General features: G+C 70.0%; 21 protein-coding genes and 1 CRISPR repeat array. Of the genes, 14 read left to right on the top strand and 7 right to left on the bottom strand.

Features of this window, described 5'->3' with window-relative positions; translation table 11 throughout:
• The 3 genes from panE (at position 1) to B351_RS0101900 (ending at position 2,487) form a co-directional block, all read left to right on the top strand.
• Entirely contained in the window at positions 1 to 936 is a 936-nt protein-coding gene (gene panE, locus B351_RS0101910; RefSeq protein WP_019397369.1) for a 2-dehydropantoate 2-reductase, read from the top strand.
• A gap of 272 nt (positions 937 to 1,208) precedes the next feature.
• Positions 1,209 to 1,922 carry a hypothetical protein gene (locus B351_RS0101905; protein WP_019397368.1) on the top strand — a complete coding sequence of 238 codons (714 nt, stop codon included), beginning with the start codon at positions 1,209 to 1,211 and terminating at the stop codon, positions 1,920 to 1,922.
• 130 nt (positions 1,923 to 2,052) lie between these two features.
• The gene (locus B351_RS0101900; RefSeq protein ID WP_019397367.1) at positions 2,053 to 2,487 is read left to right on the top strand and encodes a hypothetical protein; all 435 of its coding nucleotides are present in this window, start codon (positions 2,053 to 2,055) and stop codon (positions 2,485 to 2,487) included.
• 39 nt (positions 2,488 to 2,526) lie between these two features.
• Here the strand turns inward: B351_RS0101900 and B351_RS0101895 are convergent, their stop codons facing one another.
• Entirely contained in the window at positions 2,527 to 3,333 is an 807-nt protein-coding gene (locus B351_RS0101895; protein ID WP_019397366.1) for a TatD family hydrolase, read from the bottom strand.
• Positions 3,334 to 3,473: 140 nt separating this feature from the next.
• Here B351_RS0101895 and hrpB point away from each other — a divergent pair, with 140 nt between their 5' ends.
• Together hrpB and B351_RS0101885 are read left to right on the top strand one after the other, a co-directional pair.
• Positions 3,474 to 5,969 (top strand): ATP-dependent helicase HrpB, encoded by a 2,496-nt coding sequence (gene hrpB, locus B351_RS0101890; RefSeq protein WP_019397365.1) that lies wholly within the window; start codon positions 3,474 to 3,476, stop codon positions 5,967 to 5,969.
• A gap of 470 nt (positions 5,970 to 6,439) precedes the next feature.
• Positions 6,440 to 6,829 (top strand): hypothetical protein, encoded by a 390-nt coding sequence (locus B351_RS0101885; RefSeq protein WP_019397364.1) that lies wholly within the window; start codon positions 6,440 to 6,442, stop codon positions 6,827 to 6,829.
• 99 nt (positions 6,830 to 6,928) lie between these two features.
• On the opposite strand, the gene B351_RS0101880 is transcribed toward B351_RS0101885, so the two are convergent.
• From B351_RS0101880 to B351_RS0101860, 5 genes are all read right to left on the bottom strand, one after another.
• Complete coding sequence (locus B351_RS0101880; RefSeq protein ID WP_019397363.1) at positions 6,929 to 7,486, bottom strand: pseudouridine synthase; 558 nt, start codon at positions 7,484 to 7,486, stop codon at positions 6,929 to 6,931.
• 17 nt (positions 7,487 to 7,503) lie between these two features.
• Positions 7,504 to 7,890, bottom strand: coding sequence for a putative quinol monooxygenase (locus B351_RS0101875; RefSeq protein ID WP_019397362.1), 387 nt, complete (start codon positions 7,888 to 7,890; stop codon positions 7,504 to 7,506).
• 78 nt (positions 7,891 to 7,968) lie between these two features.
• On the bottom strand, positions 7,969 to 8,814 hold the full coding sequence (locus B351_RS0101870) for a class I SAM-dependent methyltransferase (protein WP_019397361.1): 846 nt from the start codon (positions 8,812 to 8,814) through the stop codon (positions 7,969 to 7,971).
• Positions 8,815 to 8,984: 170 nt separating this feature from the next.
• Positions 8,985 to 10,694, bottom strand: coding sequence for a bifunctional isocitrate dehydrogenase kinase/phosphatase (aceK, locus tag B351_RS0101865; protein ID WP_019397360.1), 1,710 nt, complete (start codon positions 10,692 to 10,694; stop codon positions 8,985 to 8,987).
• A gap of 22 nt (positions 10,695 to 10,716) precedes the next feature.
• The gene (locus B351_RS0101860) at positions 10,717 to 11,601 is read right to left on the bottom strand and encodes a LysR substrate-binding domain-containing protein (RefSeq protein WP_019397359.1); all 885 of its coding nucleotides are present in this window, start codon (positions 11,599 to 11,601) and stop codon (positions 10,717 to 10,719) included.
• A 98-nt stretch (positions 11,602 to 11,699) separates the two neighbouring features.
• On the opposite strand from B351_RS0101860, the gene B351_RS0101855 reads away from it, so the two are divergent.
• Positions 11,700 to 11,915 carry a hypothetical protein gene (locus B351_RS0101855; RefSeq protein ID WP_156810398.1) on the top strand — a complete coding sequence of 72 codons (216 nt, stop codon included), beginning with the start codon at positions 11,700 to 11,702 and terminating at the stop codon, positions 11,913 to 11,915.
• Here B351_RS0101855 and B351_RS0101850 read toward each other — a convergent pair.
• Positions 11,884 to 14,115 (bottom strand): NADP-dependent isocitrate dehydrogenase, encoded by a 2,232-nt coding sequence (locus B351_RS0101850; protein ID WP_019397357.1) that lies wholly within the window; start codon positions 14,113 to 14,115, stop codon positions 11,884 to 11,886. The genes B351_RS0101855 and B351_RS0101850 overlap by 32 nt on opposite strands.
• Positions 14,116 to 14,400: 285 nt before the next feature.
• Between B351_RS0101850 and B351_RS16050 the strand changes: the two genes are divergently transcribed.
• The 8 genes from B351_RS16050 to cas2e all read left to right on the top strand — a co-directional run bounded on the left by B351_RS16050 (position 14,401) and on the right by cas2e (position 23,713).
• Positions 14,401 to 17,166: a CRISPR-associated helicase/endonuclease Cas3 gene (locus B351_RS16050; protein WP_019397356.1), complete on the top strand. Its 2,766-nt coding sequence runs from the start codon at positions 14,401 to 14,403 to the stop codon at positions 17,164 to 17,166.
• Between the two features lie 367 nt (positions 17,167 to 17,533).
• A complete protein-coding gene (casA, locus tag B351_RS0101840; RefSeq protein ID WP_019397355.1) occupies positions 17,534 to 19,147 on the top strand; it encodes a type I-E CRISPR-associated protein Cse1/CasA in 1,614 nt (537 codons plus the stop codon).
• Positions 19,144 to 19,701, top strand: coding sequence for a type I-E CRISPR-associated protein Cse2/CasB (locus B351_RS17510; protein WP_147208555.1), 558 nt, complete (start codon positions 19,144 to 19,146; stop codon positions 19,699 to 19,701). Before casA ends, B351_RS17510 begins: the two co-directional genes overlap by 4 nt.
• A 28-nt stretch (positions 19,702 to 19,729) precedes the next feature.
• Positions 19,730 to 20,947 carry a type I-E CRISPR-associated protein Cas7/Cse4/CasC gene (cas7e, locus tag B351_RS0101830; protein WP_019397353.1) on the top strand — a complete coding sequence of 406 codons (1,218 nt, stop codon included), beginning with the start codon at positions 19,730 to 19,732 and terminating at the stop codon, positions 20,945 to 20,947.
• Between the two features lie 5 nt (positions 20,948 to 20,952).
• Positions 20,953 to 21,717 (top strand): type I-E CRISPR-associated protein Cas5/CasD, encoded by a 765-nt coding sequence (gene cas5e / locus B351_RS16045; RefSeq protein ID WP_125109190.1) that lies wholly within the window; start codon positions 20,953 to 20,955, stop codon positions 21,715 to 21,717.
• Positions 21,714 to 22,385 carry a type I-E CRISPR-associated protein Cas6/Cse3/CasE gene (cas6e, locus tag B351_RS0101820; protein WP_019397351.1) on the top strand — a complete coding sequence of 224 codons (672 nt, stop codon included), beginning with the start codon at positions 21,714 to 21,716 and terminating at the stop codon, positions 22,383 to 22,385. The genes cas5e and cas6e overlap by 4 nt, the downstream gene beginning before the upstream one ends.
• A gap of 99 nt (positions 22,386 to 22,484) precedes the next feature.
• Positions 22,485 to 23,414 (top strand): type I-E CRISPR-associated endonuclease Cas1e, encoded by a 930-nt coding sequence (gene cas1e / locus B351_RS0101815; RefSeq protein ID WP_232207881.1) that lies wholly within the window; start codon positions 22,485 to 22,487, stop codon positions 23,412 to 23,414.
• The gene (gene cas2e / locus B351_RS0101810) at positions 23,411 to 23,713 is read left to right on the top strand and encodes a type I-E CRISPR-associated endoribonuclease Cas2e (protein WP_019397349.1); all 303 of its coding nucleotides are present in this window, start codon (positions 23,411 to 23,413) and stop codon (positions 23,711 to 23,713) included. Before cas1e ends, cas2e begins: the two co-directional genes overlap by 4 nt.
• Before the next feature lie 65 nt (positions 23,714 to 23,778).
• Positions 23,779 to 25,453: a CRISPR direct-repeat array (repeat unit 29 nt; unit sequence GTGTTCCCCGCGCACGCGGGGATGACCCG).
• Positions 25,454 to 25,468: the final 15 nt, after the last annotated feature.

The raw sequence follows: 25,468 nt of genomic DNA, 5'->3' as shown, positions 1-25,468 counted from the left end.
ATGCGCATCCTCGTGCTTGGCGCCGGCGGTACCGGCGGTTACTTCGGTGGACGCCTGGCCCAGGGTGGCGCCGACGTCACCTTCCTGGTGCGCCCTGCCCGGGCCGCGCTGCTGCGCGAACGCGGCCTGCGCATCCGCAGCCCGCTGGGCGATGCCGACCTGCAGGTGGCCACGCTTACCGCGGAGGAGCTGCCGGCCGCGGTCGCGCGCCAGCCGTTCGACCTGGTGCTGCTGTCGTGCAAGGCCTACGACCTGGACAGCGCGATCGAGGCGGTGGCCCCGGCGATGGCGGCGGGCACGACGCTGATGCCGATCCTCAACGGCCTGCAGCACTACCCCGTGCTGGACGCGCGCTTCGGCCGCGACAACGTGCTCGGCGGACTGTGCTTCATCAGCGCGACCCTGGGCGGGGACGGTTCGATCCTGCACCTGGGCCGCCCGGCCTCGATCACCTTCGGCGAGCGCGACGGCGGCGGCAGCGCGCGCGTCGAGGCCTTTGCCGCGCTGTGCGCGCAGGCCGCGATCGAGTACCGCGCCAGCACCAATATCGGCCAGGAGCAGTGGATCAAGTTCAGCTTCCTCGCCGCGCTGGCCGCCGGCACCTGCCTGGTGCGCGCCAGCGTGGGCGACATCGTTGCCGGCGAAGGCGGCGCGGAGCTCATGGCGGCGCTGCACGACGAATGCCTTGCCGTGGCCGCCGCCGAAGGCCAGCCGGTGCCCGAAAAGGCGCGCGGGATCGCCCGCGCCAGCCTCGTGCAGGAAGGTTCGGACGTGAAGGCCTCGATGCTGCGCGACCTGGAAGGCGGCAGGCCGGTGGAAGCGGCGCATATCGTCGGCGACATGTGGCGCCGCGCGAGGTCGCACGGCCTGCAGGCACCGCTGCTGCAGGCGGCGTGGGTGCACCTGCAGGCCTACCAGCGCCTGCGCGGCGGCTGAGCCTGCGTCGGCGCGCGGCGTTGCGCCGTGTGCCGATGCACCCACGGCGGCGTGCGTATCCGCGACGGGCGTCACGCCGCGCGGCGCTGCTTGCGGAACGTTAACGGCCTTCCTGCTATCGGTGTCCCCTTCCTGCGGCCCGATGGAGGAACGATGTCCCCACCGCCGACGCCTGGAGCGACGACTTGAACCCCGGCGCCGCGTGCTGTGGCGTCATCCTGCTGTCCGCATGCGTGGCCGGCTGCGGGGGGACCGCCGGTGGCGATCCAGGCGTGGACACCGCTTCGCAGGCCAGCGCCGCCATGGACCCTGCCGCCGATGCGCGCGCCAGGCTGCCCGCGCTGCACGTCGTGCTGGCCTGGGAACACCTGGTGGCCGGCCGCAACCCGCAACAGCACGATTACGACGGGCGCATGGCCGCGTGCGCGGAGGCCGGCTGGCCGGCACGGCCGCTCGCGGCGGAGGAACGCGCCCGGCTCGGTACCGGCCGGGTGGAGATCATGGTCGACGCGCGGCGCCAGCGCGTGCGCCAGACCATGTGGACCGTGGGTATGGACGAAGCGCTTCCGGACCACGAGGCGGTGTGCCACCCGCGCCTGCGCGAGGAGCTGCTGGAGTACGAAGCGCACCCGGATGACCGGCGCTTCCTGCCGCTGGATGGAGAGCAGCTGGCCGCGGACGAGGCCCTGGCCACCTCGATCGGCTGGCGCAGGGACGGAAGCGGCCAGGTTGGCGGCCAGGACTGCGTGCGCTGGCAGTCCGACCGCCAGGAGGTATGCATGTGGAGCGGTGGTACCGGCTGGGGTATCGGGCTGCTTCCGCTGGACCTGCGCGGCTGCAACGGAATGCCGCTGGACCATTACCTCGGCGCCATCCCCCTGCAGTCGAAGTCGCTGGATGGCAGCGGCTGCAACCTGGAACTGCAGTCCTTCAGCCTTGGCCGCGGCCTGTTGCCCGCCGATCCGTCCGGGGCCGGCGGCCAGTGAGGCCGGCCGGATCGTGCACCTGTCGCCTGCCCGCCCCCGGCCGATGCGCCGCGGGTGCCGCCCGCGGCCCGTTCCATCCGCCGGGTCCGCCGATCCGGCCCGCCTTCACCACCAAGCCCTGGGAGGCTGCATGAAGAACCTCGAGCTGAAATCCGGCGCGCTTGCGCTGGCCATCCTGCTGGCCGCCGGCGCCTGCAACCGCGAACAGCCCGCGCCCGACCCGGGCTCCGCCGATGCCGCCCAACCAGCGGCCGGCGGCGGGGCAGCGTCGCTGGACGACCCCGGGGCCGAGCAGCACCGCAACATGGTGCGCGCGGGCGCCGCCTTGTACGTGGCGCCGGAGTTCTGCGGCCTCCAGTACGACGATGCCGAGCGTGCACGGATGCGCGAGCAGCAGGAACAGCTCACCGTCGAGCGGGGCCACATGGGCGCCGCGCAGTTCGATGCGATCTTCGACGCCGGCATCGACGAGGCACGCGAGGCCTTTGCCAATGCCTCGCCCGAGGAGTTGAAGCAGACCTGCGACACGATCAGGGCGATGCACGGGGCGGCGCCGCAGGGCTGACCCGCAAGATTGCGGGGGCGGCCGCCCGGGCGGCCGCGCTCAGCCGGGCAGGCGGAAGAAAGCGCGCGCCGCCGCGGTGCTGCTGGCGGCGGTGGTCGCCGGATCCTCGCCGCGGTCGCGCGCCAGTTCCTCGACGATGTGCGGGAGGAAGGACGGCTCGTTGCGACGGTCCTTCGGCATGGGCCTGAGCGTGCGCGGCAGCAGGTAGGGCGCGTCGGTCTCCACCATCAGGCGGTTGGCCGGGATGTTCTTCACCAGCTCGCGCAGGTGCTGGCCGCGGCGCTCGTCGCACAACCAGCCGGTGATGCCGATGTACCAGTCCTGGTCCAGGTAGTCGAACAGCTCCTCGCGCGTGCCGGTGAAGCAGTGCACCACCGCCGGGCCGTGGCGGCCGTCGAACTGCTTCATCACCGCCATGAAGTCCGCGTGGGCGTCGCGCTGGTGCAGGAACAGCGGCTTGGGATTGCCGGCCGCGGCCAGGTCGGCGGCGATCTGCAGCTGCTGTTCGAACGCCTTGCGCTGCGCCGGCCGCGGGGAGAAGTCGCGGAAGTAGTCCAGCCCGCACTCGCCGACCGCCACCACCTCCGCGTGCGCATGCAGCGCGCGCAGCTCGGCGTCGCATTCGGCGGTGTACTCGGTGGCGTGGTGCGGATGCACCCCGGCGGTGGCGTAGAGCACGCCCGGATGGCGCCGCACCAGTTCCAGCGCCAGCGGGTTGTGCTCGCGGCTGGCGCCGGTCACCACCATCTGGACCACCCCGGCCTCGCGCGCGCGCTGCAGCACCGCGTCCAGGTCGCGCTCGAAGCTTTCGTGGGTCAGGTTGGCGCCGATGTCGATCAGGTGCATGGAGCGGTCTTGCGATTCGCGGTGGGCCCGCATTCTAGCCGGGCACCACGGCCGGGCCCGTGCATCGCCGATAATGCGCCCCGGTTCCCAACGAGACCCAGCACGGCCGCGTCGCATGGCGCGGCTTCGAACGCCGGCCCATGGAATTCCCCATCACCCCGCTGCTGCCCGCGATCCGGGACAGCCTTGCCGCGCAGCCACGCCTGGTCCTCGAGGCACCGCCCGGCGCCGGCAAGACCACCCAGGTGCCGCTGGCCCTGCTTGCTGCGCCCTGGCTGGAGGGGCGGAAGATCGTGATGCTGGAGCCGCGCCGGGTGGCCGCGCGCAGCGCCGCCGGGTTCATGGCCCGGCAGCTGGGCGAGGAGGTGGGCGGCACGGTCGGCTACCGCATCCGCTTCGAGAACAAGGTGTCCGCGCGCACCCGGATCGAGGTCGTCACCGAAGGCATCCTCACCCGCATGATCCAGGACGACCCGCTGCTGGAAGGCATCGGCGCCCTGCTGTTCGACGAGTTCCACGAGCGCCACCTGTCGGCCGACCTGGGCCTGGCCCTGGCCCTGGACGTGCAGGCGCAGCTGCGCGAGGACCTGCGCATCGTGGTGATGTCCGCGACCCTGGACGGCGAGCGCCTGGCGCGCTTCCTCGATGCGCCGCGCCTGTCCAGCGAGGGCCGTTCCTTTCCGGTTGAGGTCAGCCACTTCCCCGCGCGCCGCGACGAGTCGCTGGAGGCGCAGGCGCGGCGCGCGGTCGAGCAGGCCCTGGCCCAGCATCCGGGCGACGTGCTGGTGTTCCTGCCCGGGCAGCGCGAGATCGCGCGGGTCGGCACGGCACTGGATGCCGCCTCCCTGCCGGCCGACGTGGAAGTACAGGCCCTGCATGGCGAACTGCCGGTGGAGCAGCAGTCGCGCGTGCTGCAGCCGGCGCCCGACGGCCGTCGCCGGGTGGTGCTGGCGACCAACGTGGCCGAGTCCTCGGTGACCCTGCCCGGGGTGCGGGTGGTCATCGACTCCGGCCTGGCGCGCGAACCGCGCTTCGATCCGGTCAGCGGCTTCTCGCGGCTGGAGGCGGTCCCGATCTCCCAGGCATCGGCCGACCAGCGCGCCGGCCGTGCCGGGCGCGTCGCCCCCGGCGTGGCCTGGCGGCTGTGGCCGCAGTCGCAGCGGCTGGAGGCGCAGCGGCGGCCGGAGATGGCCCAGGTCGAACTGGCCGGGCTGGCGCTGGAACTGGCCGCCTGGGGCAGCGACGAGCTGCGCTTCGTCGATCCGCCGCCGCCCGGTGCACTGGCCTCGGCGCGCGAGCTGCTGCAGCGGCTCGGCGCGCTGGAGGGCGGATCCATTACCGCGGCCGGCCGGAAGATGCTGGAACTGGGCACCCATCCACGACTGGCGGCGATGCTCCTGGCCGCGCGCGGCGCGCGCGGACAGGCCCTGGCTGCGGACCTGGCCGCCCTGCTGGAGGCGCGCGACCCCCTGCGCAGCCGCAGCGACGCCCTGGCCGAACGCTGGCGCGCGCTGGCCGCGTTCCGCGGTGGACGCATGCCGGCCGATGCCAGCCGTTCCGCGCTGGCGGCGATCGATGCCGCCGCCCGCCAGTGGCGCCGGCGCCTGCGCTGCGAGTCCACGCCGCCGGCGGAGATCGAGGCCCACGAGCTGGGCGACCTGCTGGGCCATGCCTTCCCCGACCGCATTGCCGCCCGGCATCCGGCCGATCCGCTGCGCTACCAGCTGGCCAACGGCCGCATGGCCCGCCTGTTCGAGGACAGCGCCCTGCGCGGCGAGCCCTGGCTGGTGGCCACCGAGCTGCGCTTCGAGCCGCGCGGCGACGCCCTGCTGCTGCGCGCCGCGCCGGTGGACGAGGCCCGCCTGCGCGCCGACTTTTCCGACCGCTTCGTCGAGGAGGAAGGCGCGGTCTGGGATGCCGAGCGCCGCGCCCTGGTCGCCCGCCGCGAATCGCGCTTCGACCGCATCGTGCTCGACAGCCGCCCCGCCGGCCGGGTGGATCCGGAACAAGCCGCGCAGGCGCTGACCAACGCCGTGCGCGAACTGGGCCTGGAGGCCTTGCCGTGGACCGAAGGCCTGCGCCAGTGGCAGGCGCGCGTGGCCTGCCTGCGCGGCTGGATGCCGGAACTGGGGCTGCCCGACCTCACCGACGAGGCCCTGCTGGCCAGCGTCGACGCCTGGCTGCGCCCGGCCTTCGCCGGCAAGACCCGGCTGGACGCGCTGTCCGAGCAGGAACTGGGCGAGGCGCTCAAGTCGCCGCTGGACTGGAACCTGCGCCAGCAGGTGGACCGCCTGGCCCCGGTACGCATTACCGTGCCCTCGGGCATGGACCGGCCGATCGAATACGCGCTGGAGCCGGATGGCACGCCGCGCCCGCCGGTGCTGGCGGTCAAGCTGCAGGAGCTGTTCGGCCTGGCCGACACCCCGCGCATCGCCGACGGCCGCGTGCCGCTGCTGCTGCACCTGCTCTCCCCCGGCGGCAAGCCGCTGCAGGTCACCGGCGACCTGCGCAGCTTCTGGGACAACACCTATCCGGAAGTGCGCAAGGAGATGAAGGGGCGGTATCCCAAGCATCCGTGGCCGGATGATCCGTGGTCGGCGACTGCCACCCACCGGGCCAAACCGCGGGGGACGTAAGGCCTACGTCGCCGGCAGCCACGACGGTGCGCGGCATGGCTGCCGGGCGAGCACGGCGCATGGCCAGTTACTGCTGGCCCCTCCGGTGCTTGCCTGGCCCTGGCCCTAGCGCTGGCCGTGCCGCGCAGCGGCGGGCTGTCGATCGGCAGCCACCGGGGCGGCAAGCTTGCCTTCCGCATGATGTCCGGCTTCGACCGCCACGCACGCTGGAACCGGGCGCGGTGCAGCAGGCCACGGTGTACGAGTGGGTCGCATCGCCATCACTGCCTGCTGGTGTCGCTGGCCTGGCGGGCCAGCCGCAACCGCGGCGGCGCGCCGCAGGCCGCCTGGGCCGGGCGGCTGTCCGTCGCATGAACATGCAGCGGTTGCGGCCGGAACCTGCGCGGCCCGGCCGCGGGCCCTGACGTATCTTGCACGGGTGCCCGCCCACACTGGGCCCCGTCTCCCCATTCCTGAAAGAAGGGATCGCCATGAGCAAGCTCACCATCATCACCGACCGGGCGCTGGAACTGGCCGAGCAGGCCGGCGCCGGCCTGCGCAGCGCGGGCCGCCAGGCGGGTTCGGGCCTGCGCCACGCCGGCGTCGGCGCCGAGCAATGGCTCAAGGCCGGTGCCGCCCTGGGCGCCGCACGCGCCGGCACCCGTGCCGCCGCCACCGTGGTCCGCCGCAATCCCGTGGCCGTGGCCGCCGCTGCCGCCGTGGTCGGTGCCGGCGTGCTGGCCTACGTGATGTACCGCAAGCGCCGCCAGCAGCGCGCAAGCGCCCCGCTGGAGGGCGAGGCCTACCAGGTGCGCGACAACGGCAATGCCCGCGCCCGCGCCAGCGCGCGCCGTACCCACAACATCACCAGTGCGGAGTGACTGGCTCGGGATTGGTGATCCGGGATTCGTGATTCGTGCGGGAGTTCGCGGGAACCGCGGATCCACGGCTCCCGGCTCGCCGCGCCGTTGCCTGGCGCCTCAACGCACCACTTCGCTCCATTGCCCAGGTGGCAGCGGCGTGCCGTCGGCGCCGTGCAAGCGGTGCGGGCCGATCGCCACGCGCACCAGGCGCAGGGTAGGCAGGCCGACCGCGGCGGTCATGCGCCGCACTTGGCGGTTGCGGCCCTCGGTGATCACCAGCTCCAGCCAGGCATCGGGCACGGTCTTGCGGTAGCGCACCGGCGGATCGCGGGGCCACAGCGCCGGCGGCGGGTCCAGGCGCCGCACCTTCGCTGGGCGCGTGGGGCCGTCGTTGAGCACCACGCCTGCGCGCAACGCCTGCAGCTGTTCCTCGCGCGGGTCGCCTTCCACCTGCACCCAGTAGGTCTTGGGCTGCTTGTGCCGCGGATCGGTCAGGCGGTGCGCCAGCGCGCCGTCGTCGGTCAGCAGCAGCAGGCCCTCGCTGTCGTGGTCCAGGCGGCCGGCGGGGTACACGTCCTTCGGCAGGCCGAAGCCGGCCAGGGTCGGGCGCGGCGGCTGGCTGCGGTCGGTGAACTGGCAGAGCACCCCGTAGGGCTTGTTGAAGGCGATCAGCATCGGGGTGCGGCGGAACCTCAGTCGGCCAGGCCGACGCCACCGAGCGGCCGGGTGATCCAGTGCGAGTCGAAGCCGGCAATCAGCGGCCGCGCGCGGGCGATGGCGTCGCGCACGGCCGGCAGCTGCAGCGAGGCCTGGTGGCTTTGCGCATTGTCCCAGACCTCGGTGATCCACAGCGCGTCCGCGTCCTCGGTGTCCTCGGCCACCACGTAGGCCAGGCAGCCGGGCATGGAGGTGGTGGACTCCAGCAGGATCGCCGCCAGCGCCTCGCGCTGGCCGGGCTGGGCCCGCAGTTTTCCGATCAGTCCGTGCATGGATGCGTCTCCTCCGGCGGCCAGCGCCGGCGCCAGGGGCATGGCGGCCAGTCCGGCCGCCAGCGTGGTGAGGAAGGTGCGGCGGTGCATGGCAGCGCGCCCTGGGGGGATGAAGAACCTGGTGGCGTTGAGAGGGCGGGCCACGGCCCCCCGCCCCCACCCTTCATTTCATTCCCGGGGCGGCTTGACGAAGCGCAGGGTCATGCGGTCGCTTTCGCCGATCGCCTGGTACTTGCCGCGGTCGGCCTCGTCGTGGCGGTTGGTCGGCGGCAGGGTCCATACGCCGTTGGGGTGGTCCTTGGTGTCGCGGGGATTGGCATTGACCTCGCTGCTGCCGTCCAGCACGAAGCCGGCGGCCTCGGCCAGGGCGATGACCTGGGCCTGGCCGACGTAGCCGCTGCCGTCGTCGGCCGGTACGTCGGCCGCGGCGCGGTGCTCGACCACGCCCAGCACGCCGCCGGGCTTGAGCACGTCGAAGAAGCCCTTGAACATGCCTTCGGCCTGGCCGGCCATGCGCCAGTTGTGCACGTTGCGGAAGGTCAGCACCAGGTCGGCCGAACCGGCCGGGCCGAACACCGGGGCCTTGGGATCGTAGGCCACCACCTCGGCCTTGCCGTACTGCGGCGCCGAGGCCAGCTTCTTCTCCAGGCCCGCGCGCGCGCGCTGCTGGTAGTCGCGGCCGGGGCCGGCGTCCACCGCCTGCGGATCGACCACCGCCGCCACGTAGCGGCCGTGGTCGCGCAGGTAGGGCGCCAGGATCTCGGTGTACCAGCCGCCACCGGGGGTGATCTCGACCACGGTCATGTCCGGGCGGATACCGAAGAACGCCAGGGTCTGCCCGGGGTTGCGGTAGCGGTCGCGGGCGACGTTGGCCGGATCGCGCCAGCTGCCGCCGATGGCCGCCTGCAGCGCCGCATCAGGCGCCGGCTCGGCGGCAGCGGCGGCCTGCGCGGCCGGCAGGCCGAGGGCGAACGCGATGGCCAGGGCACAGGCACGGGAACGGGACATGCTCATCAGCGTCGTGCTCCTGCTTGGGGACGGGGCGAGACTAGCATTGGGGCCGTGATTCGGGATTGCGGATTCGTGACCCGAAAGAGCAGGAGCGGCCCCCCGTTCGCCGTGCGGCATGCCGGAGGCGCTCTTACGAATCCCCAATCCCGAATCCCGCGCCGTACCCTGATTCGTTACGCGAGGCGCAACGAATCAGGGTACGGCGGTGTATCCGGCCACTGGCCGTCCCGCAGCTGCGCCTGCAGGTCGCGCCACCACTGCGGCTGGAACAGGCCGGGGTGGGCGGATTTCAGCGCGGCCAGCAGCGGCGCGGGCAGGCCCATGAACTGGCCGAAGCGTTCGGGAAACACGTCCTGCGGGCCGACGTGGAACCAGGGCTCGGCCGCGACCTGTTCCTCGTAGGTCGTCGCCTGCGGCCAGTCGCGGAACTCCAGCTCGGAGACCGAGCGGATCTCGTCGTAGTCGTAGAACACGACGCGACGGTGGCGGGAGACGCCGAAGTTCTTCAGCAGCATGTCGCCGGGAAAGATGTCGTTGCGCGCCAGGTCGACGATCGCCTGGCCGTAGTCCAGCACCGCCTCGCGCCGCGCCTCGGCGCCCTGCTCGCGCAGGTACAGGTCCAGCGGGCGCAGGCGGCGCTGCACGTAGCACAGCTTCAGCACCACGTCGTCGCCGTCCTCGACCACGCTGGCGGCGCAGCTTTCGCGCAGCTCGCGCAGCAAGGCCGGGTCGAAGCGCGCGGCCGGGAAGCGCAGGTACCGGAACGGCTGCGCGTCGAGCAGGCGGCCCACCCGGTCCAAGCGGAACACGCGCTCGTACTGCGCCTGCACTTCCTCCGGCGTGGTCCGCTTGGGCCAGGCGAAGCGGTCGCGGATCACCTTGAAGACCAGCGGCTGCCCAGGCAGGGTGAACACCGCCATGACCATGCCCGGGGTGCCCTCCGCCGGCACCAGGCGTTCGGCCGGGTGGGCGTGGAAGTAGCGGAAGAAGCTGCGGTAGCGCTCGGTCTTGCCCTGCTTGGCGCGGCCCAGCACGGTGTACAGCTCGTCCACCGGCTTGTGCGGCAGCAGGGTGCGCAGGAACACCACCGCGTCGCCCACGGTGGGCAGGTCGGCCTGGAAGTAGCTGCGCGAGACGCCGAACAACTGGGCCACGTCGCCGCGGCGGGTCAGCACCGCCTCGGCGCGGATGCCGGAATCACCGTTGACCAGGGCCACCACGCAGGGCGAGAAGCGGTGCTCGCCGAACACCCGCCCCACCAGGTAGGCGCGGCGCTCGCGGTAAAACACCGTGTCCAGCAACTCGATCGAGCGCACCGGATGCTCGCCCCAGTGCGCCAGGTCGTCCTGCAGGCGCACCGCGATCGCCGCCGCGCAGCGCGCCAGGTGCGCATAGGGCACGTCGAAGCGGTAGTCGCCGAGCATGCGCACGAACGCGTCCACCGGGCGGCTGGTCGAGACCGCGTAGCTGTGCCGCGCCACCGGGCGGGTGATGGCGTCGGTGGGCTCGATGTCCAGCGCCACGAACTCGATGTCCGCGTCCAGGCCGCGGGTGCGGAAGAAGCGCCGGGCGAGGGTGTTGAAGAAGGTCTTGTACAGCTCGGTGTCGATCGCGCCCTCGATCGAGGCGGCGTAGTGGTCGCGCACCCGCGCCCACAGCGTGCGGTCGTGCGCGTGCAGGCCCAGCAGCGCGGCCAGGCGCCGGCGGCATTCGTCGATGCACAGGTCGTACAGGTCCAGGCGCTCGGCGGCGTCGGCGCGGGCGCCGGCCCAGTCGCGCTGCCCGAAGCGCCGCCTGGCGCGGCGGCTGATCGCGGCGAACCGCGCGTGGTAGTCGTCGAACGCGTCGCGTGCGACCTGGGCAATGGCTTCGGCCTGGATCATGGCGGGATGGTAGCGGGGCGGTTCACGGGGCGGACGGAGCCGCGGCCTGCTGCAGCAGCCAGGCGCGCACGGTGGGGAAGGCCGGATGCGCCAGGCTGCGCTCCGGATACACCAGGTAGTGGCCGAAACCGGCGGGCAGGCGCCTGCGGCCTAGGGTGACCAGGCGCCCGGCGCGCAGCAGCGGCTCGGCCAGGGTCAGCCGCGCCAGCGCCACGCCCAGTCCCTCCGCGGCGGCCTGGTGCAGGGTCTCGGTGTCGTCGAAATGCGCGGTATAGCGCTCCGGCGCGCTGCCGCCGGTGGTGGCGAACCAGTCCTCCCAGCGCCCGGAGGGATCGCCCAGCAGCGGCAGCCGCGCCAGCCGCTGCGCCGCCGGCACCTTCGCGTGCCGCTTCAGCAGGCCGGGGCTGGCCACCGGCACCAGCCACTCGTCGAACAGCAGCTCGGCGCGCACGCCCGGCCAGTTGCCGCCGCCCAGGCGCAGGGCCAGGTCCACCGGCTCGCGTTCGAAGTCCACCACGTGGGTGCTGGACTGCAGGCTCAGTGCCAGGGCCGGGTGCGCGGCCAGGAACGAGGGCAGGCGCGGCACCAGCCAGGCGGTGGCCATCGAGGGGATCAGGCTGATGGTCATGCTGCGCCCGCGGCGGCGCGCGCTGGCGCGCTGCAGCGCCTGCGCGATCGCGTCCAGCGGCCCGCCCACCGCCTCGTACAGGCGCCGTCCTTCAGGGGTCAGTTCCACCCCGCGCGGGCCGCGTGCCAGCAGCTGCTGGCCGAGGCGTTCCTCCAGCTGGCGCATGCGGTGGCTCAGCGCGCTCACCGTCAGGTGCATGCGCTCGGCGGCGCGGGTCAGGTTGCCCAGCCGCGCGGCGGCGACGAAGGCCTCCACCTGGTCCAGCGGAATCCGGCCCATCTTGAGCCTCCCTCAAGTCTGGCTTGTGGAACTTGCGCTACATGCCCGTCCAGCATCGCCTTAGCTTGATCCACGTTCAAGCCAGCCGGAGCACGGACATGGGCACGAGGAACACGGGCGCATACGGAAGCGAGCTGTCGGCGATGTTCCGCCAGCTGCTGTCGATGGAGGGCTACGTGGTGGACCTGGACGCGGCCACCGCGTACCCGGCGGACGCCACGAAGCACGACGCCCGGCGCGAGGCCGGGCGTCGTCGGGTGGAGCGGGAAGTGGAGGCCGCGCTCAGGCCGCCAGTGCCGCGAGGCTGGCGTTGAAGGTCGGCGACGGGCGCATGGCCGCGCTGGTGCGGGCCAGGTCGGGGTGGTAGTAGCCGCCGATGTCCACCGGCTTGCCCTGGGCGCCGTTGAGCTCAGCGACGATCTTTGCCTCGTTCTCGGCCAGGGCCTTGGCCAGCGGCGCGAACTTCGCCTGCAGCGCCGCATCCTCGTCCTGCGCGGCCAGCGCCTGCGCCCAGTACAGGGCCAGGTAGAAGTGGCTGCCGCGGTTGTCCAGCTCGCCGACCTTGCGCGCCGGCGAGCGGTTGTTGTCCAGCACCAGGCCGTTGGCCTGGTCCAGGGCCTTGGCCAGCACCGCGGCCTTGGCATTGCCGGTCTGCTCGGCCAGGTGCTCCAGCGAGGCGGCCAAGGCCAGGAACTCGCCCAGCGAATCCCAGCGCAGGTAGTTCTCCTCGAGGAACTGCTGCACGTGCTTGGGCGCGCTGCCGCCGGCACCGGTCTCGAACAGGCCGCCGCCGGCCATCAGCGGCACGATCGACAGCATCTTGGCGCTGGTGCCCAGCTCCAGGATCGGGAACAGGTCGGTCAGGTAGTCGCGCAGCACATTGCCGGTCACCGAGATGGTGTCCTTGCCCTGGCGGATGCGCTGCAGCGAGAACTTCGTGGCCTCCACCGGCTCCAGGATGCGGATGTCCAGGCCGGAGGTGTCGTGGTCCTTGAGGTACTTCTCGACCTTGGCGATGACCTCGCGGTCGTGGGCGCGGTTGGCGTCCAGCCAGAACACCGCCGGGGTGTTGCTCAGGCGCGCGCGGGTCACGGCCAGCTTGACCCAGTCCTGGATCGGCGCGTCCTTGGTCTGGCACATGCGCCAGATGTCGCCGGCCTCGACCTTGTGCTCGAACACCAGCTTGCCGTCCTGGTCGAGCACGCGCACGGTGCCGTCGGCCGGGATGCGGAAGGTCTTGTCGTGGCTGCCGTACTCCTCGGCCTTCTGCGCCATCAGGCCCACGTTCGGCACCGAGCCCATGGTGGTCGGGTCGAACGCGCCGTTGGCCTTGCAGTCGTCGATCACCGCCTGGTACACGCCGGCGTAGCAGCGGTCCGGGATGACCGCCTTGGCGTCCTGCAGCTTGCCCTGCGCGTTCCACATGCGGCCGGAGTCGCGGATCATCGCCGGCATCGAGGCGTCGACGATCACGTCCGAGGGCACGTGCAGGTTGGTGATGCCCTTGTCCGAGTTAACCATGGCCACCGCCGGGCCGCGCGCGTACACCGCCTCGATGTCGGCCTTGATCGCCGCCTGCTGCTCCTCCGGCAGCGAGGCGATGCGCGCGTACAGGTCGCCGATGCCGTTCTCCGGCGAGAAGCCCACCGAGGCCAGCGCGTCGGCGTGCCTGGCCAGAGCGTCCTTGTAGAACTCCGAGACCACCACGCCGAACATGATCGGGTCGGAGACCTTCATCATGGTCGCCTTCAGGTGCACCGAGAACAGCACGTCGTTGGCGCGGGCGTCCTCGACCTGCTCGGCCACGAACGCGGCCAGCGCCTTGCGGCTCATGGTGGCCGCGTCGACGATCTCGCCGGCCTTGACCGCCACCTTCTCCTTCAGCACCACGGTGCGGCCGTCGGCCTGGGCCAGTTCGATGCGCAGCGCGCCGTCGGCGGCGATGGTGGCCGACTGCTCGCTGCCGTAGAAGTCGCCGGCGGCCATGTGCGCCACGTGCGACTTCGAATCCTTGCTCCAGGCGCCCATGCGGTGCGGGTGCTTGCGCGCGTAGTTCTTGACCGAGGCCGGTGCGCGGCGGTCGGAATTGCCCTCGCGCAGCACCGGGTTGACCGCCGAGCCCTTCACCCGGTCGTAGCGGGCCTGGATGTCCTTTTCCTTCTCGTCCTTCGGCGCGTCCGGGTAGTCCGGCAGCGGGTAGCCCTGCGCCTGCAGTTCCTTGATCGCCGCCTTCAGCTGCGGCACCGAGGCGGAGATGTTCGGCAGCTTGATGATGTTGGCTTCCGGGCGCTTGGCCAGCTCGCCCAGCTCGGCCAGGTGGTCGCCGATCTTCTGGTCCTCGCCCAGGTAGTCCGGGAACTGCGCCAGGATGCGGCCGGCCAGAGAGATGTCCCGGGTTTCGACCTGGATGCCGGCGGTGGCGGCGAAGGCCTGGACGATGGGCAGCAGCGACTGGGTGGCCAGGAACGGCGCTTCGTCGGTCAGGGTGTAGATGATCTTCGGCGTGTTCGACATGGTCTGCGGGGGCTCTCTGGTGCGGACGGCGGTACGGAACAGGAAGCGCCGGGGCGCCCGCGGCGGCGGCAGGACCCGGCGGCGAAACCCCGGCATTGTCGCGTGTTTTGCCCTCCGATGCGCGCTTTCGGCCATCCAGCTCGGTATGGTATCCCTGGGCAGTAGCGGGGGTATGGGCGCTACCATCGCGGCGATGGACAAAGCCGTGTGCCGGTGCCGATGTTTGCCCCTGGGATACGGTGGTTCGACAGCCTTAGGGAACCGGGCATGCGCGCTGGATCGTGGATGGCCTACTGGGGCAAGGCGGGAAGGTGGGGCAGCGTGGGGGCGTACCATCCCCTGGTCTTCCACTGCCTTGATGTAGCCGCGTGCGGGCAAGCCTACATCGACTGCCAGCCTGGCCTCCTGGGCCAGCTTGCGCGCTGGCTGGGTCTGGATGACACATCTGCACGGCAGGTACTGGTATTCCTGCTGGCCGTGCACGACCTCGGCAAGTTTGCCGAAAGCTTCCAGTACAAGGTTCCGGAGCTGGTCGAGCAGGGCTTCGACCCGCCACTTCCACGTCTGACGGGTAGCCGCCGGCACGATGAGATCGGCGCATTGTTCTACGCCTGGCTGGCGGAGGAAGGGCGGCTTCCGGAACAGCTGCGTGGCTGGGATGCGGACACCTGGGGCGCGTTGCTCGCCCCGGCCTTTGGCCACCATGGCATGCCGCCCCCGACCCTGCCGCCCGGAAGGGGAATGGCCCTGGCCGCCCTGTGCGAGGTGATGTCGCCGCAGAGCCGCGATGCAGCCGAGGCATTCTTTGCCTGGTGCGCCCGCACCTTCCTGCCGGGCACCCTGCCCGCTTCCTGCAATGAAGCGAGAGCCAAGCTGGCCTCCTGGTGGATTGCCGGCCTGGCGGTCCTGGCGGACTGGATCGGCTCCAACACCACCTGGTTCGGATACGCGGCGCCCGGGCTGCATGGACTCTCACTGATGGAGTACTGGCAGCGGCATGCCTTGCCGTCGGCTTGCCGGGCCGTGGAAGAAGCGGGCGTCGTTTCCGTCCGGCCGCGGCCCTACCATGCGCCGGAGGTGCTGTTGCCACGCCTTGCCGAAGGACTCCGGCCTGCCCAGGCGGTTGCCGCGGACATTGACATCCCCGCCGAACCGCAGTTGTTCGTGCTGGAGGATGCGACCGGCTCGGGCAAGACCGAGGCGGCGTTGATCCTGGCTGCGCGCCTGATCGATCGGGGGCTGGCCGACGGGCTGTTCTTCGGCCTTCCCACCCAGGCCACCGCCGACCAGATGTTCGAGCGCGTCACCCGGGATGTGCCGGCTTGGTTCGAAGATCCGGCACGTGCCACGCTCGTCCTGGCCCACGGAGCGCGGGACCAGTCGCACGCCTTCCTGCGGCACCTGGCCCAGCTCGACGACGATGTGCCGGGCGAGGGGCGTTCGGCGACCATGCGCCTGTCCGAGTGGCTGGCCCAGGGCAACAAGCGTGCCCTGCTCGCGCAGGTCGGCGTCGGGACGCTCGATCAGGCTTTGCTGGCCGCCCTGCGGGTCCGGCATCAGTCCCTGCGGCTGCTGGGACTGTTCCGCAAGGTGCTGGTGGTGGACGAAGTCCACAGTTACGACCCCTACATGACCCAGGTGTTGCTGCGCACCCTGGAGCTGCACGCCGCAAGCGGCGGGAGCGCCATCCTGCTTTCGGCCACGCTTCCCCTCGCCTTGCGTTCACGCCTGCTGTCCGCCTATTCCACGGGGATTCGTCGCTGGCAGGCCGATGAAAGGCAACCAGGCCGGGGCCGCCGCCGCTCAGCGCCCGTGAAGGCACCGCAGGCACAGTCCACGGACTATCCGTTGTTGACCCGTTGGTCGCCTTCGCTCGGCAGCCAGGTACAGGAGCTGGCGTTCCCGTCCGCGCCACACAGCAGGCGGGTTCTGGATATCGAGTACCTGACCGATGAAGGTCAGGTGCTGGAGCGCATCGCAGCCTGGCATACAGCCGGAGAGGCCGTGGTCTGGGTGCGCAATACCGTCGGCGATGCCTGCAAGGCATGGGAGCGCCTGGTGGAGCGTTTCGGCATCGACGCCTGCACCCTGTTCCATGCCCGATTCGCCGCCGTGGACCGCAGGCGCATCCAGGAGGATGTGCTGGCGGCCCTGGGCCGGAACAGCGGTGCGGCCAGCCGCAAGGGCCGCATTATTGTGACCACCCAGGTTTTCCAGGAAAGCCTCGACGCCGATGCCGACCGCATGGTCACCGACCTGTGTCCGGTGGACGTCATGTTGCAGCGTTTGGGGCGCTACCGCCGCCATCTGCGCGATGCCCAGGGGAACCCGCTGGAACACGGTTGCACGCAGGACGGGCGCCCGCCCGGGCTCGTGGTGGTCTTTGGTCCCGACCGTGATGTTGAGCCCGACGCCGACTGGTACTCCCGTTTCTCCCGCGGAGCAGCGTATGTCTATGCCGCGCACGGGCGCATCCACCGTAGCGCCCGTGCAATCGGGGACCGCATCGAGCTGCCGGACCAGTTCCGCACCCTGGTGGAGGCGGTCTATGGCGACGACGCGGCACCGATTCCGGATGCCCTGCAGACGGCCGAGGACCGCGACTTGGGCAAGGTCATTGCCCAGGGGACGCAGGCCGCACAGAACGCCGTCGCGCTGTCAGAAGGCTACGGTGGTTCCAGATGGCAGGGCGAGGAGCGTATCGGCAGCCGACTGGGCGACAGCATCGAGGCCGTGCTGGTCCGGGTCACGCCCCAGGGCCTGGAGGCATGGGCCACCGGTCGTTGCGGGGAAGACGAGGACGTCTGGGCGCTGAGCACGACCCGCCTGCCGGGCCATTGGCTGCCCAAAATGGAAGCGGCCGTCTGCCTTGACGGGCGCCTGGCGGGCATGGCGGAAGAGCTCCGGAACAAGGTGCCGGCCCTGCGCTACCGCCTGATCCTGCCGCTGGTGGAGGACGGGAATGGCACCTGGTCATGCACCTTGGCGGGCAGTCCGCCGCTAAGTCTCAGCTATTGCGACAGGCGCGGGTTACAGCGCCTGTCACGGTAATCCCCGCAAGACCGCGGGGAACGGAAAAGCCCATGAAGGCATCAAGCCACCATGCACGGGCCATCCCCGAAATAACTCGGGGAACTTGGGCTTGACAAATATAAAAACTTGGGGCAGCTTCCATCGCCGCGAGCCAAGCTAACAACAAGCCACCATGCACTTCATCAGGATTCTTATTCCGCCACCAACCGCGGCTCCGTGGGCATAGCGGCCCCCACGGAGCCCCAAGGCAAAAAAGCCCACCGGCCGACGGTCGCCAAACAGTCCGGCCGGTGGGCGTGGTCGCTGCTTGCTGTACACAACCAGCTGGGCGGGAATGTAACCCGCCCAGCTCCTCTGCTCAATTGCCTTGAAGAGGAGCTGATACGTGAACCTGATAACGGACCCTTGGATCCCGGTTCGTGGCGCCAGTGGGAAGTCGCGCCTGATCTCGCCGCTGCAGCTATTGGACGAGGACGACCCGCCCCTGGAGCTGGATGCAATACGGCCGGATTTCAACGTTGCCCTTGCCCAGTTCCTGGTCGGGCTTATGCAGTGGCTGGCGCCAGACGACGAGGCGGAATGGCGCCGCATCGCCCAGGGACAGGAGCGGCCTGAACTGGAGCGGCTGCGTGAGATCGTGCACTGCTTCCAGTTCGACAGCGGCCCGCGACGCTTCATGCAGGACATGGACTTCGAGCCTGACGAAGCAGGCGATCTGTCCGCGCTGCTCCTAGAAGCGCCGGGCGGCAAGACGTTGCGTGACAACACCGACCTGTTCGTCAAGCGCAGCGAAGGTACGACCATGTCGCTTCCGGTCGTCGCGCAGGCGTTGCTGACCCTGCAGATCAATGCCCCCGCAGGAGGCCAGGGGCACCGGACATCGGTACGGGGTGGCGGCCCGGTTTCGATGCTGCTGTGGCCTGCGAAGCTGGGCGGACGGGCGACGCCGCTGTGGCGCAAGCTGTGGATCAACACGCTGGTGCTGGAAGGTGGCGAGCCGCGCCTGGAGGTGGTCTTCCCCTGGATGGCGCCCTGCCTCACCAGTGAGGGCGGACGCGATGTGCACACCTGCCTGGCGGAGCAACCGCCGAGTGACATCGAACAGGCGCTGTTGTGCTACTTCGCCACGCCGCGCCGCATCCGCCTGCATTTCGAGCCGGATGGTGTCTGCACCCTGACCGGGCAGCGTGGTCCCTGCGCCACAGGCATGGAAACGCGCAACTACGGTGCCAACTACCGCAGCGAGCTGTTCCAGCATCCGCTGTCCCCCTACTACATGGAGAAGGCAGGTGGCTTCCTGCCTGCACATGTACGCGAGACAGGATTCACCTATGCCGACTGGCTCCTGACGTGCGAGGACAGTGGACAGATCCGCATGCCGCGCGCCTTGAGGACGGAGCGGTTGGGCATGGAGCTGCGCGCCCAGCTGCCTGTGGATCCGGTGTGGGCCTCGGGCTTTGCGATGGACAACATGAAGTGCCTGGCCTGGCACGAGGTACGGTTCCGCCACCTGGACCTGGACGAAGAGCGCAAGGCGGTCGTGTTGCATGAAGTCCGTGCATGGCTGGACGGGGTGGACCATGTTCGTCGCGAGCTCTCCAGGCAACTGCGGCTTGCATGGGGGGCGTCCGGCAGCGGCGACACCAGCGTCGCCGAGCGCGAGCTGTTCAGCAGGACCGAAGAGGCGTTCCACCAAATGGTGGGCGAACTTGCCGCGATGGATGGGGTGTCCGAACAACAGCGGATGCAATGCCACCAGGACATGCGTCGTCGCTGGCAGAGGCAACTGGCGGGCGTGGCCCTGCAGCTATTCCAGCAGCATGCCGAACGTGGAGATGCGGCGGAAGCGAGCGTGCAGGCGCTTGAACGTGTGGCCCTGGCGCACCGAAGCCTGTCCCAGGCAGTCCACGGAGGACTAGCCAAGAAGCTTGGACTCGTAACCCCGGCTGCGAAGGCCGGCCGGGCGACCGGAACCAGGAGGAAGGAGAAGGCAGCATGAGGGATCGCGAACGTTTGGCCTACGCGGTGCTGACAGCCAGCCGGGCCATAGCAAGGAATGGCCGTCTGCGCTCGTCATTGCGTCGGGCGGCCTGCTGCAGCGATGCGGCAGGCTACGAGGAGACGGAGGACTTTGTCCGGGCACTGAAGGCCTGCATGGGAAAGTGGAGGCCGGAAGACTGCGTGGCCGATGGTGCCATGGTGCTCCTGGCGCAACCCAGGGTGGCGCTTTGGCCAAGGGGCGAAGGATTGGGGTCCCTGCCTGACAGGTGGCTCCTGCCGCGGCTCCTGGGGCAGCGGACGGGAGAAAGGCGCCTCCTATCGGAGCTTAGGTTCCAGCGTCTGCTGCGTGCGGCAGGCAGCGACGAGCGTCTGTTGCACATGCGTCGCGCCATCGCCCTGCTGGACAGCCCCGTACATCCCCTTGCGGTGGTGGAAGCCTGGCTGGAACTGCATGGCGAACAGGGGCGGCGGATCTTCGCCCGCGCCTATTTCTCCGGCGACGCAGCTGTCGCCGAGCGGGAGCCAGCCGGACCGACTGCCGATGCAGCCTGAGACCAATGACTGAATCAAGGACAGACCCATGAAATACCGCTTCCTGCAACTGCATGTGCTCACCGCCTTTGGTCCCTCCAACCTGAACCGCGACGACCTGGGCATGCCCAAGACTGCCGTGTTCGGCAACGTGCCCCGGCTGCGGGTTTCCTCACAGAGCCTGAAGCGCGCCTGGCGCACCAGTGACGTGTTCCAGTCGGCGCTGGCAGGCCACCTGGGTATCCGCACCAAGAAGATCGGCCAGCTCGCGATGGAGGAGATGCTCAAGGCCGGGCTGGACGAAAAGAATGCATTCGAGTGGTCCAAGCTCATCGCCCAGGCCTTTGGCAAGCTCAAGGAGGGCGAGGAAGCCGACCAGACAGCGGATGGCGGTGAGGAGCCCGCCGGCAAGGGCAAGCGCGGCAAGGGCAAGAAGGGCGAAAACAACGAGGTCGAGACCCTGGTGTTCCTTTCGCACGAGGAGCGCGAGGCCATCATCGCCCTGGCCCGCACCCTGGCCCAGTCGAAGCAGGCGCCTTCGTCGGACCAGCTTGCCCTGCTGAGGAAGGGCAATGCCACCGTGGACATCGCGCTCTTCGGGCGCATGCTGACGGCGGACAAGTCGCGCAGGGCGGAAACCTCGGACCGGCCCCAGTTCAGTGTCGAGGCCGCTGCCCAGGTGGCCCATGCGATCACGGTGCATCGGGCCGTGCCGGAAGACGACTTCTTCTCCGCGGTGGATGACCTCAACAAGGACGAGGACACCGGCTCCGGCCATCTCGGCGATCTCGGCTTCGGTTCTGGCGTGTTCTACGAGTACGTATGCGTGGACCGCGACCTGCTGGTGAAGAACCTGGGTGGGAACACGGAGCTGGCGGCACGTGCCCTGCGTGCGCTGGCCGAGGCGGTCGCGTCGGTGGCGCCGACGGGCAAGCAGAAGAGCTTCGCCAGCAATGCCAGGGCGAGCTTCGGACTGGCCGAGCTGGGCGATGAAGCCCCGCGCCAGCTGACGGCAGCCTTCCTCAAGCCGGTCGAGGCTTCGGAGGTGGACATGATGGCGCGGGCCGTCGAGCGCATGCGCGGCCTGGTGAAGAAGTTCGACGAGGTGTACGGCTTCGATGGCCTTCGCCTGCATTTCAATGCCACCGACGCCGTCGCCTCGGAACTGGATCAGGGCGTGGAGACGGATGCGCGGCCGCGGTTCCGGCAGTTCATCGACTTCGTCGCCCTTGGCCTGGATGAAGGCGGCGGGGATGCAGGGGAGTGACCACCATGCATTGGCTGCTGTTCGAGCTTGCAGCGCCATTGGCCAGTTTTGGCGGAACCGCCCCTGGACAGGTGCGTGACACTGAGCTGCTTCCCTCGCGCTCGGCGGTACTTGGCCTGCTGGCTGCGGCCCAGGGCGTCGAACGCGATGATGTCGCCGCCCAGCATGCGCTGGGCGAAGGCCTGTACATCGCGGCGCGGGTCAACCCGGGAGCAAGCCTGGCGCGTGACTACCACACTGCACAGGCACCTGGCCAAGCGGCGCTGAAGGGGCGTCCTTGCCGCACGCGACGCGACGAACTGTCGGTGCCGAAGGACGACCTGAACACGGTGCTGTCCGACCGCTACTACTACTCGGATTACGCCGCCACCATCGGCGTGGCATGCGGATCGGCCGAACGCCTGGATGCGCTCGGCCGGGCCCTCAGGCGTCCCCGTTTCACGCTGTATCTTGGCCGCAAGAGCTGTCCTCCGGCGTGGCCCATCGTGCCCCAGCTGCTGCAGGCGGATACGTGGGCGCTTGCGCTGTCGGGCTACGAGGAGCGTGTTGGCACCAGCCTTTCTCGCTTCGATGGCTTTGGCGTAGCGGGTTGGCTGCGCAGCCGCAAGGACAGCTATTTCCACCGGGTGGATGAAGGGATCAACCCGGGTGAACTGACGGGAGCCAGGCAGCTGGTGGTGCGTCGCGATCGGCCACTGGATACGGCGCGCCGCCTGTTTGGCGAAGGGCGGCATTGGCGCATCGGCCCGGAGCAGGAGGCTAGGTCATGAGCTGGTTCAGTCGCGTGACATTGCTGGCCTCGCCCCGGGGCGAGGGAGACAACCTGCGGGATCTGCGCGTGCATCCCTACCGGCAGCACCAGGCCCTGTGGAGGATGTTCGAATGCCCGGAGGACACGCCCCAGCCGTTCCTGTTCCGCCAACTCCCCGACGAGGACGGTGGGGTGTTGCGTTTCCTCGTTGTCAGCAGGGAACGCCCCCGTGAGATCCCGGGATGGCGGATGGAGTGCAAGCCCTACGAGCCGAAGCTAAGAGAGGGAGACCTCTATCGCTTCGACATACGCCTGAACCCTACCCGCACGGAGGCATCGCCGGAGGGACGTGGCAAGCGCCAGGACTATGTCATGTCCCGCCTGCACCAGTTGCAGGTGAGCCCGGCACGACGGGCCGCGGAGCGCCAGCGTGTGGTGCACGAGGAGCTTCCGGAGTGGTTGCGGCGGCGGGGAGAAAGGAACGGTTTTGGCATTGAATCCTGCCACGTGGGGCGCTACGAGATCCTGCGCATGCAGAAGGGGATGCATGGGATCACCCTGGGTGTTGCCGAGTTCAGGGGCACTCTGCGCGTGGAAGATCCGGAAAAGCTGACGACCACGCTGTTGGAGGGGCTGGGGCATGGCCGCAGCTTTGGTTTGGGCCTGCTGCTTCTCAAGCCCTGCTGATGGCCAGCGGGTCCTGCCGGCGCACTGCCGGCAGGACCCCACCGTGGTCATGCCGGTAAAGAGTCTCCTGCGAGGCAGGCGTCTGGAGGGTTGCAGACCATGACCACACCATTGCTGCCACCATTGAAACCGCTGCCGATGAAAGACAGGGTTTCCATGATCTTCGTCCAGTACGGGCAGATCGACGTGCTGGACGGTGCTTTCGTCGTGGTGGACAAGAACGGCGTACGCACCCACATCCCGGTTGGGTCGGTGGCCTGCATCATGCTGGAGCCGGGCACGCGTGTTTCCCACGCGGCGGTGAGGCTGGCGGCCCTGGTGGGGACACTCCTGGTGTGGGTGGGGGAATCGGGAGTGCGCCTGTACGCCAGCGGGCAACCCGGAGGGGCCCGTGCCGATCGGCTGCTCTACCAGGCCAGGTTGGCATTGGACGACGAATTGCGACTCAAGGTCGTACGCAAGATGTACGAAGTCCGCTTCGGGGAACCGGCGCCATTGCGGCGCAGCGTCGAGCAGCTGCGTGGCATCGAGGGCGTGCGGGTGCGCGAGACCTACAAGTTGCTCGCGCGCAAGTATGGCGTGAGCTGGCGCTCCCGCAATTACGACCGCGAGGAATGGAGCGCCGCGGACATCCCCAACCGCTGCCTGTCCGCGGCCACGGCCTGCCTGTACGGCATCACCGAGGCGGCGGTACTGGCGGCCGGCTACGCGCCGGCGGTAGGGTTCATCCACACCGGCAAGCCGCTGTCGTTCGTGTACGACATCGCCGACCTGTTCAAGTTCGACACCGTGGTCCCGATCGCATTCCGCATCGCCGCGCGATCGCCTAGGGAGCCGGAGCGGGAGGTGCGACTGGCCTGCCGTGATCTATTCCGCAGCGAGAAGCTTTTGGGGCGCATCATTCCGACCATCGAGGAGGTGTTGGCGGCGGGGGGTATCCAGCCACCTGAAGCCCCGGTGGAGTCGGTGCCACCGGCCATCCCCAATCCGGAGGGAATCGGGGATATCGGCCATCGGGTGCAGGGATGAGCTTCCTGGTCGTCGTCACGGAAAACGTCCCGCCCCGCCTGCGTGGCAGGTTGGCCTTGTGGCTCCTGGAGGTGCGGGCGGGCGTATACATCGGCGATGTGTCGCGTCGCACCCGGGAGATGATCTGGCAACAGTTGTCCGAGGGCTGCGAGGCCGGGAACGTCGTCATGGCTTGGGCCAGCCGCCACGAATCGGGCTACGAGTTCCAGACACTTGGCCCGAACCGGCGTGTTCCCGTGGAGTTCGACGGCCTGCGACTGGTGGCTTTCCATCCGCCGCCGGAACACGCCGCTCTTTGACAATTCAGTTTGGTAGGATTGCGGCCGCCGAATTTTCTTCGGTGCATCAGTTATTTGCGTGAAGTGTGTTCCCCGCGCACGCGGGGATGACCCGAGGTTGGAGACGCTGGTGCGCAATGCCTGTCCGTGTTCCCCGCGCACGCGGGGATGACCCGCACCTCATCCGGGCCGATGGCCGTGCCGCTGCGTGTTCCCCGCGCACGCGGGGATGACCCGCCTTGCGCATCCACTTCGAGATCTCGCGGCCGGTGTTCCCCGCGCACGCGGGGATGACCCGTCGGGGCCGCGCAAATCGTAGTCGCCAGAATGGTGTTCCCCGCGCACGCGGGGATGACCCGGCCCGCCTAGGCGCGTTCACGGTCCGCCCCTAGTGTTCCCCGCGCACGCGGGGATGACCCGTCCACCATCGGATACGACTTCGCCACCGCCACGTGTTCCCCGCGCACGCGGGGATGACCCGTGCGGCAACGTGGGCTTCTACAGCTACGAGCGGTGTTCCCCGCGCACGCGGGGATGACCCGTAGTGGCTGGCGCGGAACACCGCATCGCCGAAGTGTTCCCCGCGCACGCGGGGATGACCCGCCGTCGGATGCTCCGGAGTGGGTGCGCGTCGAGTGTTCCCCGCGCACGCGGGGATGACCCGATGACGAGCCCCAGAGGGCACTCGCGCTGCTGTGTTCCCCGCGCACGCGGGGATGACCCGTCGGGCGGCCAGCTCGCGGCGGCGGGAGACATGTGTTCCCCGCGCACGCGGGGATGACCCGTTCTACAGCCGCGAGGCCATGCGCAAGCTGTAGTGTTCCCCGCGCACGCGGGGATGACCCGTTCAACGCCGGTTCCAATGGCACCATCCTGCTGTGTTCCCCGCGCACGCGGGGATGACCCGCGCAGGTGCATCCCAAGTCGCATGTCTCCGGCGTGTTCCCCGCGCACGCGGGGATGACCCGATCGCCGCCGCGCAGGCCGAATACGACCACCTGTGTTCCCCGCGCACGCGGGGATGACCCGATTTGCACGGGCTGCCCGATGGCCCGCCACCTGTGTTCCCCGCGCACGCGGGGATGACCCGCTGTACAGCCTGCCCGATTCTGGCGATGATTCGTGTTCCCCGCGCACGCGGGGATGACCCGCGCCAGCGGTCATACAGCCCGCGATTGGGCAGGTGTTCCCCGCGCACGCGGGGATGACCCGAGGACTGGACGCAGATTCGGTTTCCGGTCGATGTGTTCCCCGCGCACGCGGGGATGACCCGTACGCGCCGGTCGCATCAATTGCCCAGAGCTTGTGTTCCCCGCGCACGCGGGGATGACCCGGCGCGCTCGACTACCTGCACCGCGACGTATTGGTGTTCCCCGCGCACGCGGGGATGACCCGTGCGCCCATTGGCTGCCCGGCTGCCGCTAGGGGTGTTCCCCGCGCACGCGGGGATGACCCGGCCTTCCCTGATCGCTACCCGTATCAGCGCATGTGTTCCCCGCGCACGCGGGGATGACCCGACAAGTCCCCAGCACCAACCTCCGGCGAGACAGTGTTCCCCGCGCACGCGGGGATGACCCAGCTGCGCCGCCCAAGCCGTCGCCTGGGCGCCAGTGTTCCCCGCGCACGCGGGGATGACCCGGTCCGGCAGGTTCGCGGGCGAGCAGTTCGAGCGTGTTCCCCGCGCACGCGGGGATGACCCGTCGGTTGCGGTCTGGTCGCTGGAGATGACCCAGTGTTCCCCGCGCACGCGGGGATGACCCGCGCTGGGCCGGGCCT

It is taken from the genome of Pseudoxanthomonas sp. GW2 (assembly GCF_000283075.1).
GTDB lineage: Bacteria > Pseudomonadota > Gammaproteobacteria > Xanthomonadales > Xanthomonadaceae > Pseudoxanthomonas.
This window is presented reverse-complemented; position numbering and strand designations above follow the sequence as displayed.

Excerpts from the sequence above, each read along its gene's own strand:
- panE (WP_019397369.1), top strand. The coding sequence starts at position 1 with ATGCGCATCCTCGTGCTTGGCGCCGGCGGTACCGGCGGTTACTTCGGT.
- B351_RS0101900 (WP_019397367.1), top strand. The coding sequence starts at position 2,053 with ATGAAGAACCTCGAGCTGAAATCCGGCGCGCTTGCGCTGGCCATCCTG.
- B351_RS0101895 (WP_019397366.1), bottom strand. The coding sequence starts at position 3,333 with ATGCACCTGATCGACATCGGCGCCAACCTGACCCACGAAAGCTTCGAG.
- hrpB (WP_019397365.1), top strand. The coding sequence starts at position 3,474 with ATGGAATTCCCCATCACCCCGCTGCTGCCCGCGATCCGGGACAGCCTT.
- B351_RS0101885 (WP_019397364.1), top strand. The coding sequence starts at position 6,440 with ATGAGCAAGCTCACCATCATCACCGACCGGGCGCTGGAACTGGCCGAG.
- B351_RS0101880 (WP_019397363.1), bottom strand. The coding sequence starts at position 7,486 with ATGCTGATCGCCTTCAACAAGCCCTACGGGGTGCTCTGCCAGTTCACC.
- B351_RS0101875 (WP_019397362.1), bottom strand. The coding sequence starts at position 7,890 with ATGCACCGCCGCACCTTCCTCACCACGCTGGCGGCCGGACTGGCCGCC.
- B351_RS0101870 (WP_019397361.1), bottom strand. The coding sequence starts at position 8,814 with ATGAGCATGTCCCGTTCCCGTGCCTGTGCCCTGGCCATCGCGTTCGCC.
- aceK (WP_019397360.1), bottom strand. The coding sequence starts at position 10,694 with ATGATCCAGGCCGAAGCCATTGCCCAGGTCGCACGCGACGCGTTCGAC.
- B351_RS0101860 (WP_019397359.1), bottom strand. The coding sequence starts at position 11,601 with ATGGGCCGGATTCCGCTGGACCAGGTGGAGGCCTTCGTCGCCGCCGCG.
- B351_RS0101855 (WP_156810398.1), top strand. The coding sequence starts at position 11,700 with ATGGGCACGAGGAACACGGGCGCATACGGAAGCGAGCTGTCGGCGATG.
- B351_RS0101850 (WP_019397357.1), bottom strand. The coding sequence starts at position 14,115 with ATGTCGAACACGCCGAAGATCATCTACACCCTGACCGACGAAGCGCCG.
- B351_RS16050 (WP_019397356.1), top strand. The coding sequence starts at position 14,401 with ATGGCCTACTGGGGCAAGGCGGGAAGGTGGGGCAGCGTGGGGGCGTAC.
- B351_RS17510 (WP_147208555.1), top strand. The coding sequence starts at position 19,144 with ATGAGGGATCGCGAACGTTTGGCCTACGCGGTGCTGACAGCCAGCCGG.
- cas7e (WP_019397353.1), top strand. The coding sequence starts at position 19,730 with ATGAAATACCGCTTCCTGCAACTGCATGTGCTCACCGCCTTTGGTCCC.
- cas5e (WP_125109190.1), top strand. The coding sequence starts at position 20,953 with ATGCATTGGCTGCTGTTCGAGCTTGCAGCGCCATTGGCCAGTTTTGGC.
- cas6e (WP_019397351.1), top strand. The coding sequence starts at position 21,714 with ATGAGCTGGTTCAGTCGCGTGACATTGCTGGCCTCGCCCCGGGGCGAG.
- cas1e (WP_232207881.1), top strand. The coding sequence starts at position 22,485 with ATGACCACACCATTGCTGCCACCATTGAAACCGCTGCCGATGAAAGAC.
- cas2e (WP_019397349.1), top strand. The coding sequence starts at position 23,411 with ATGAGCTTCCTGGTCGTCGTCACGGAAAACGTCCCGCCCCGCCTGCGT.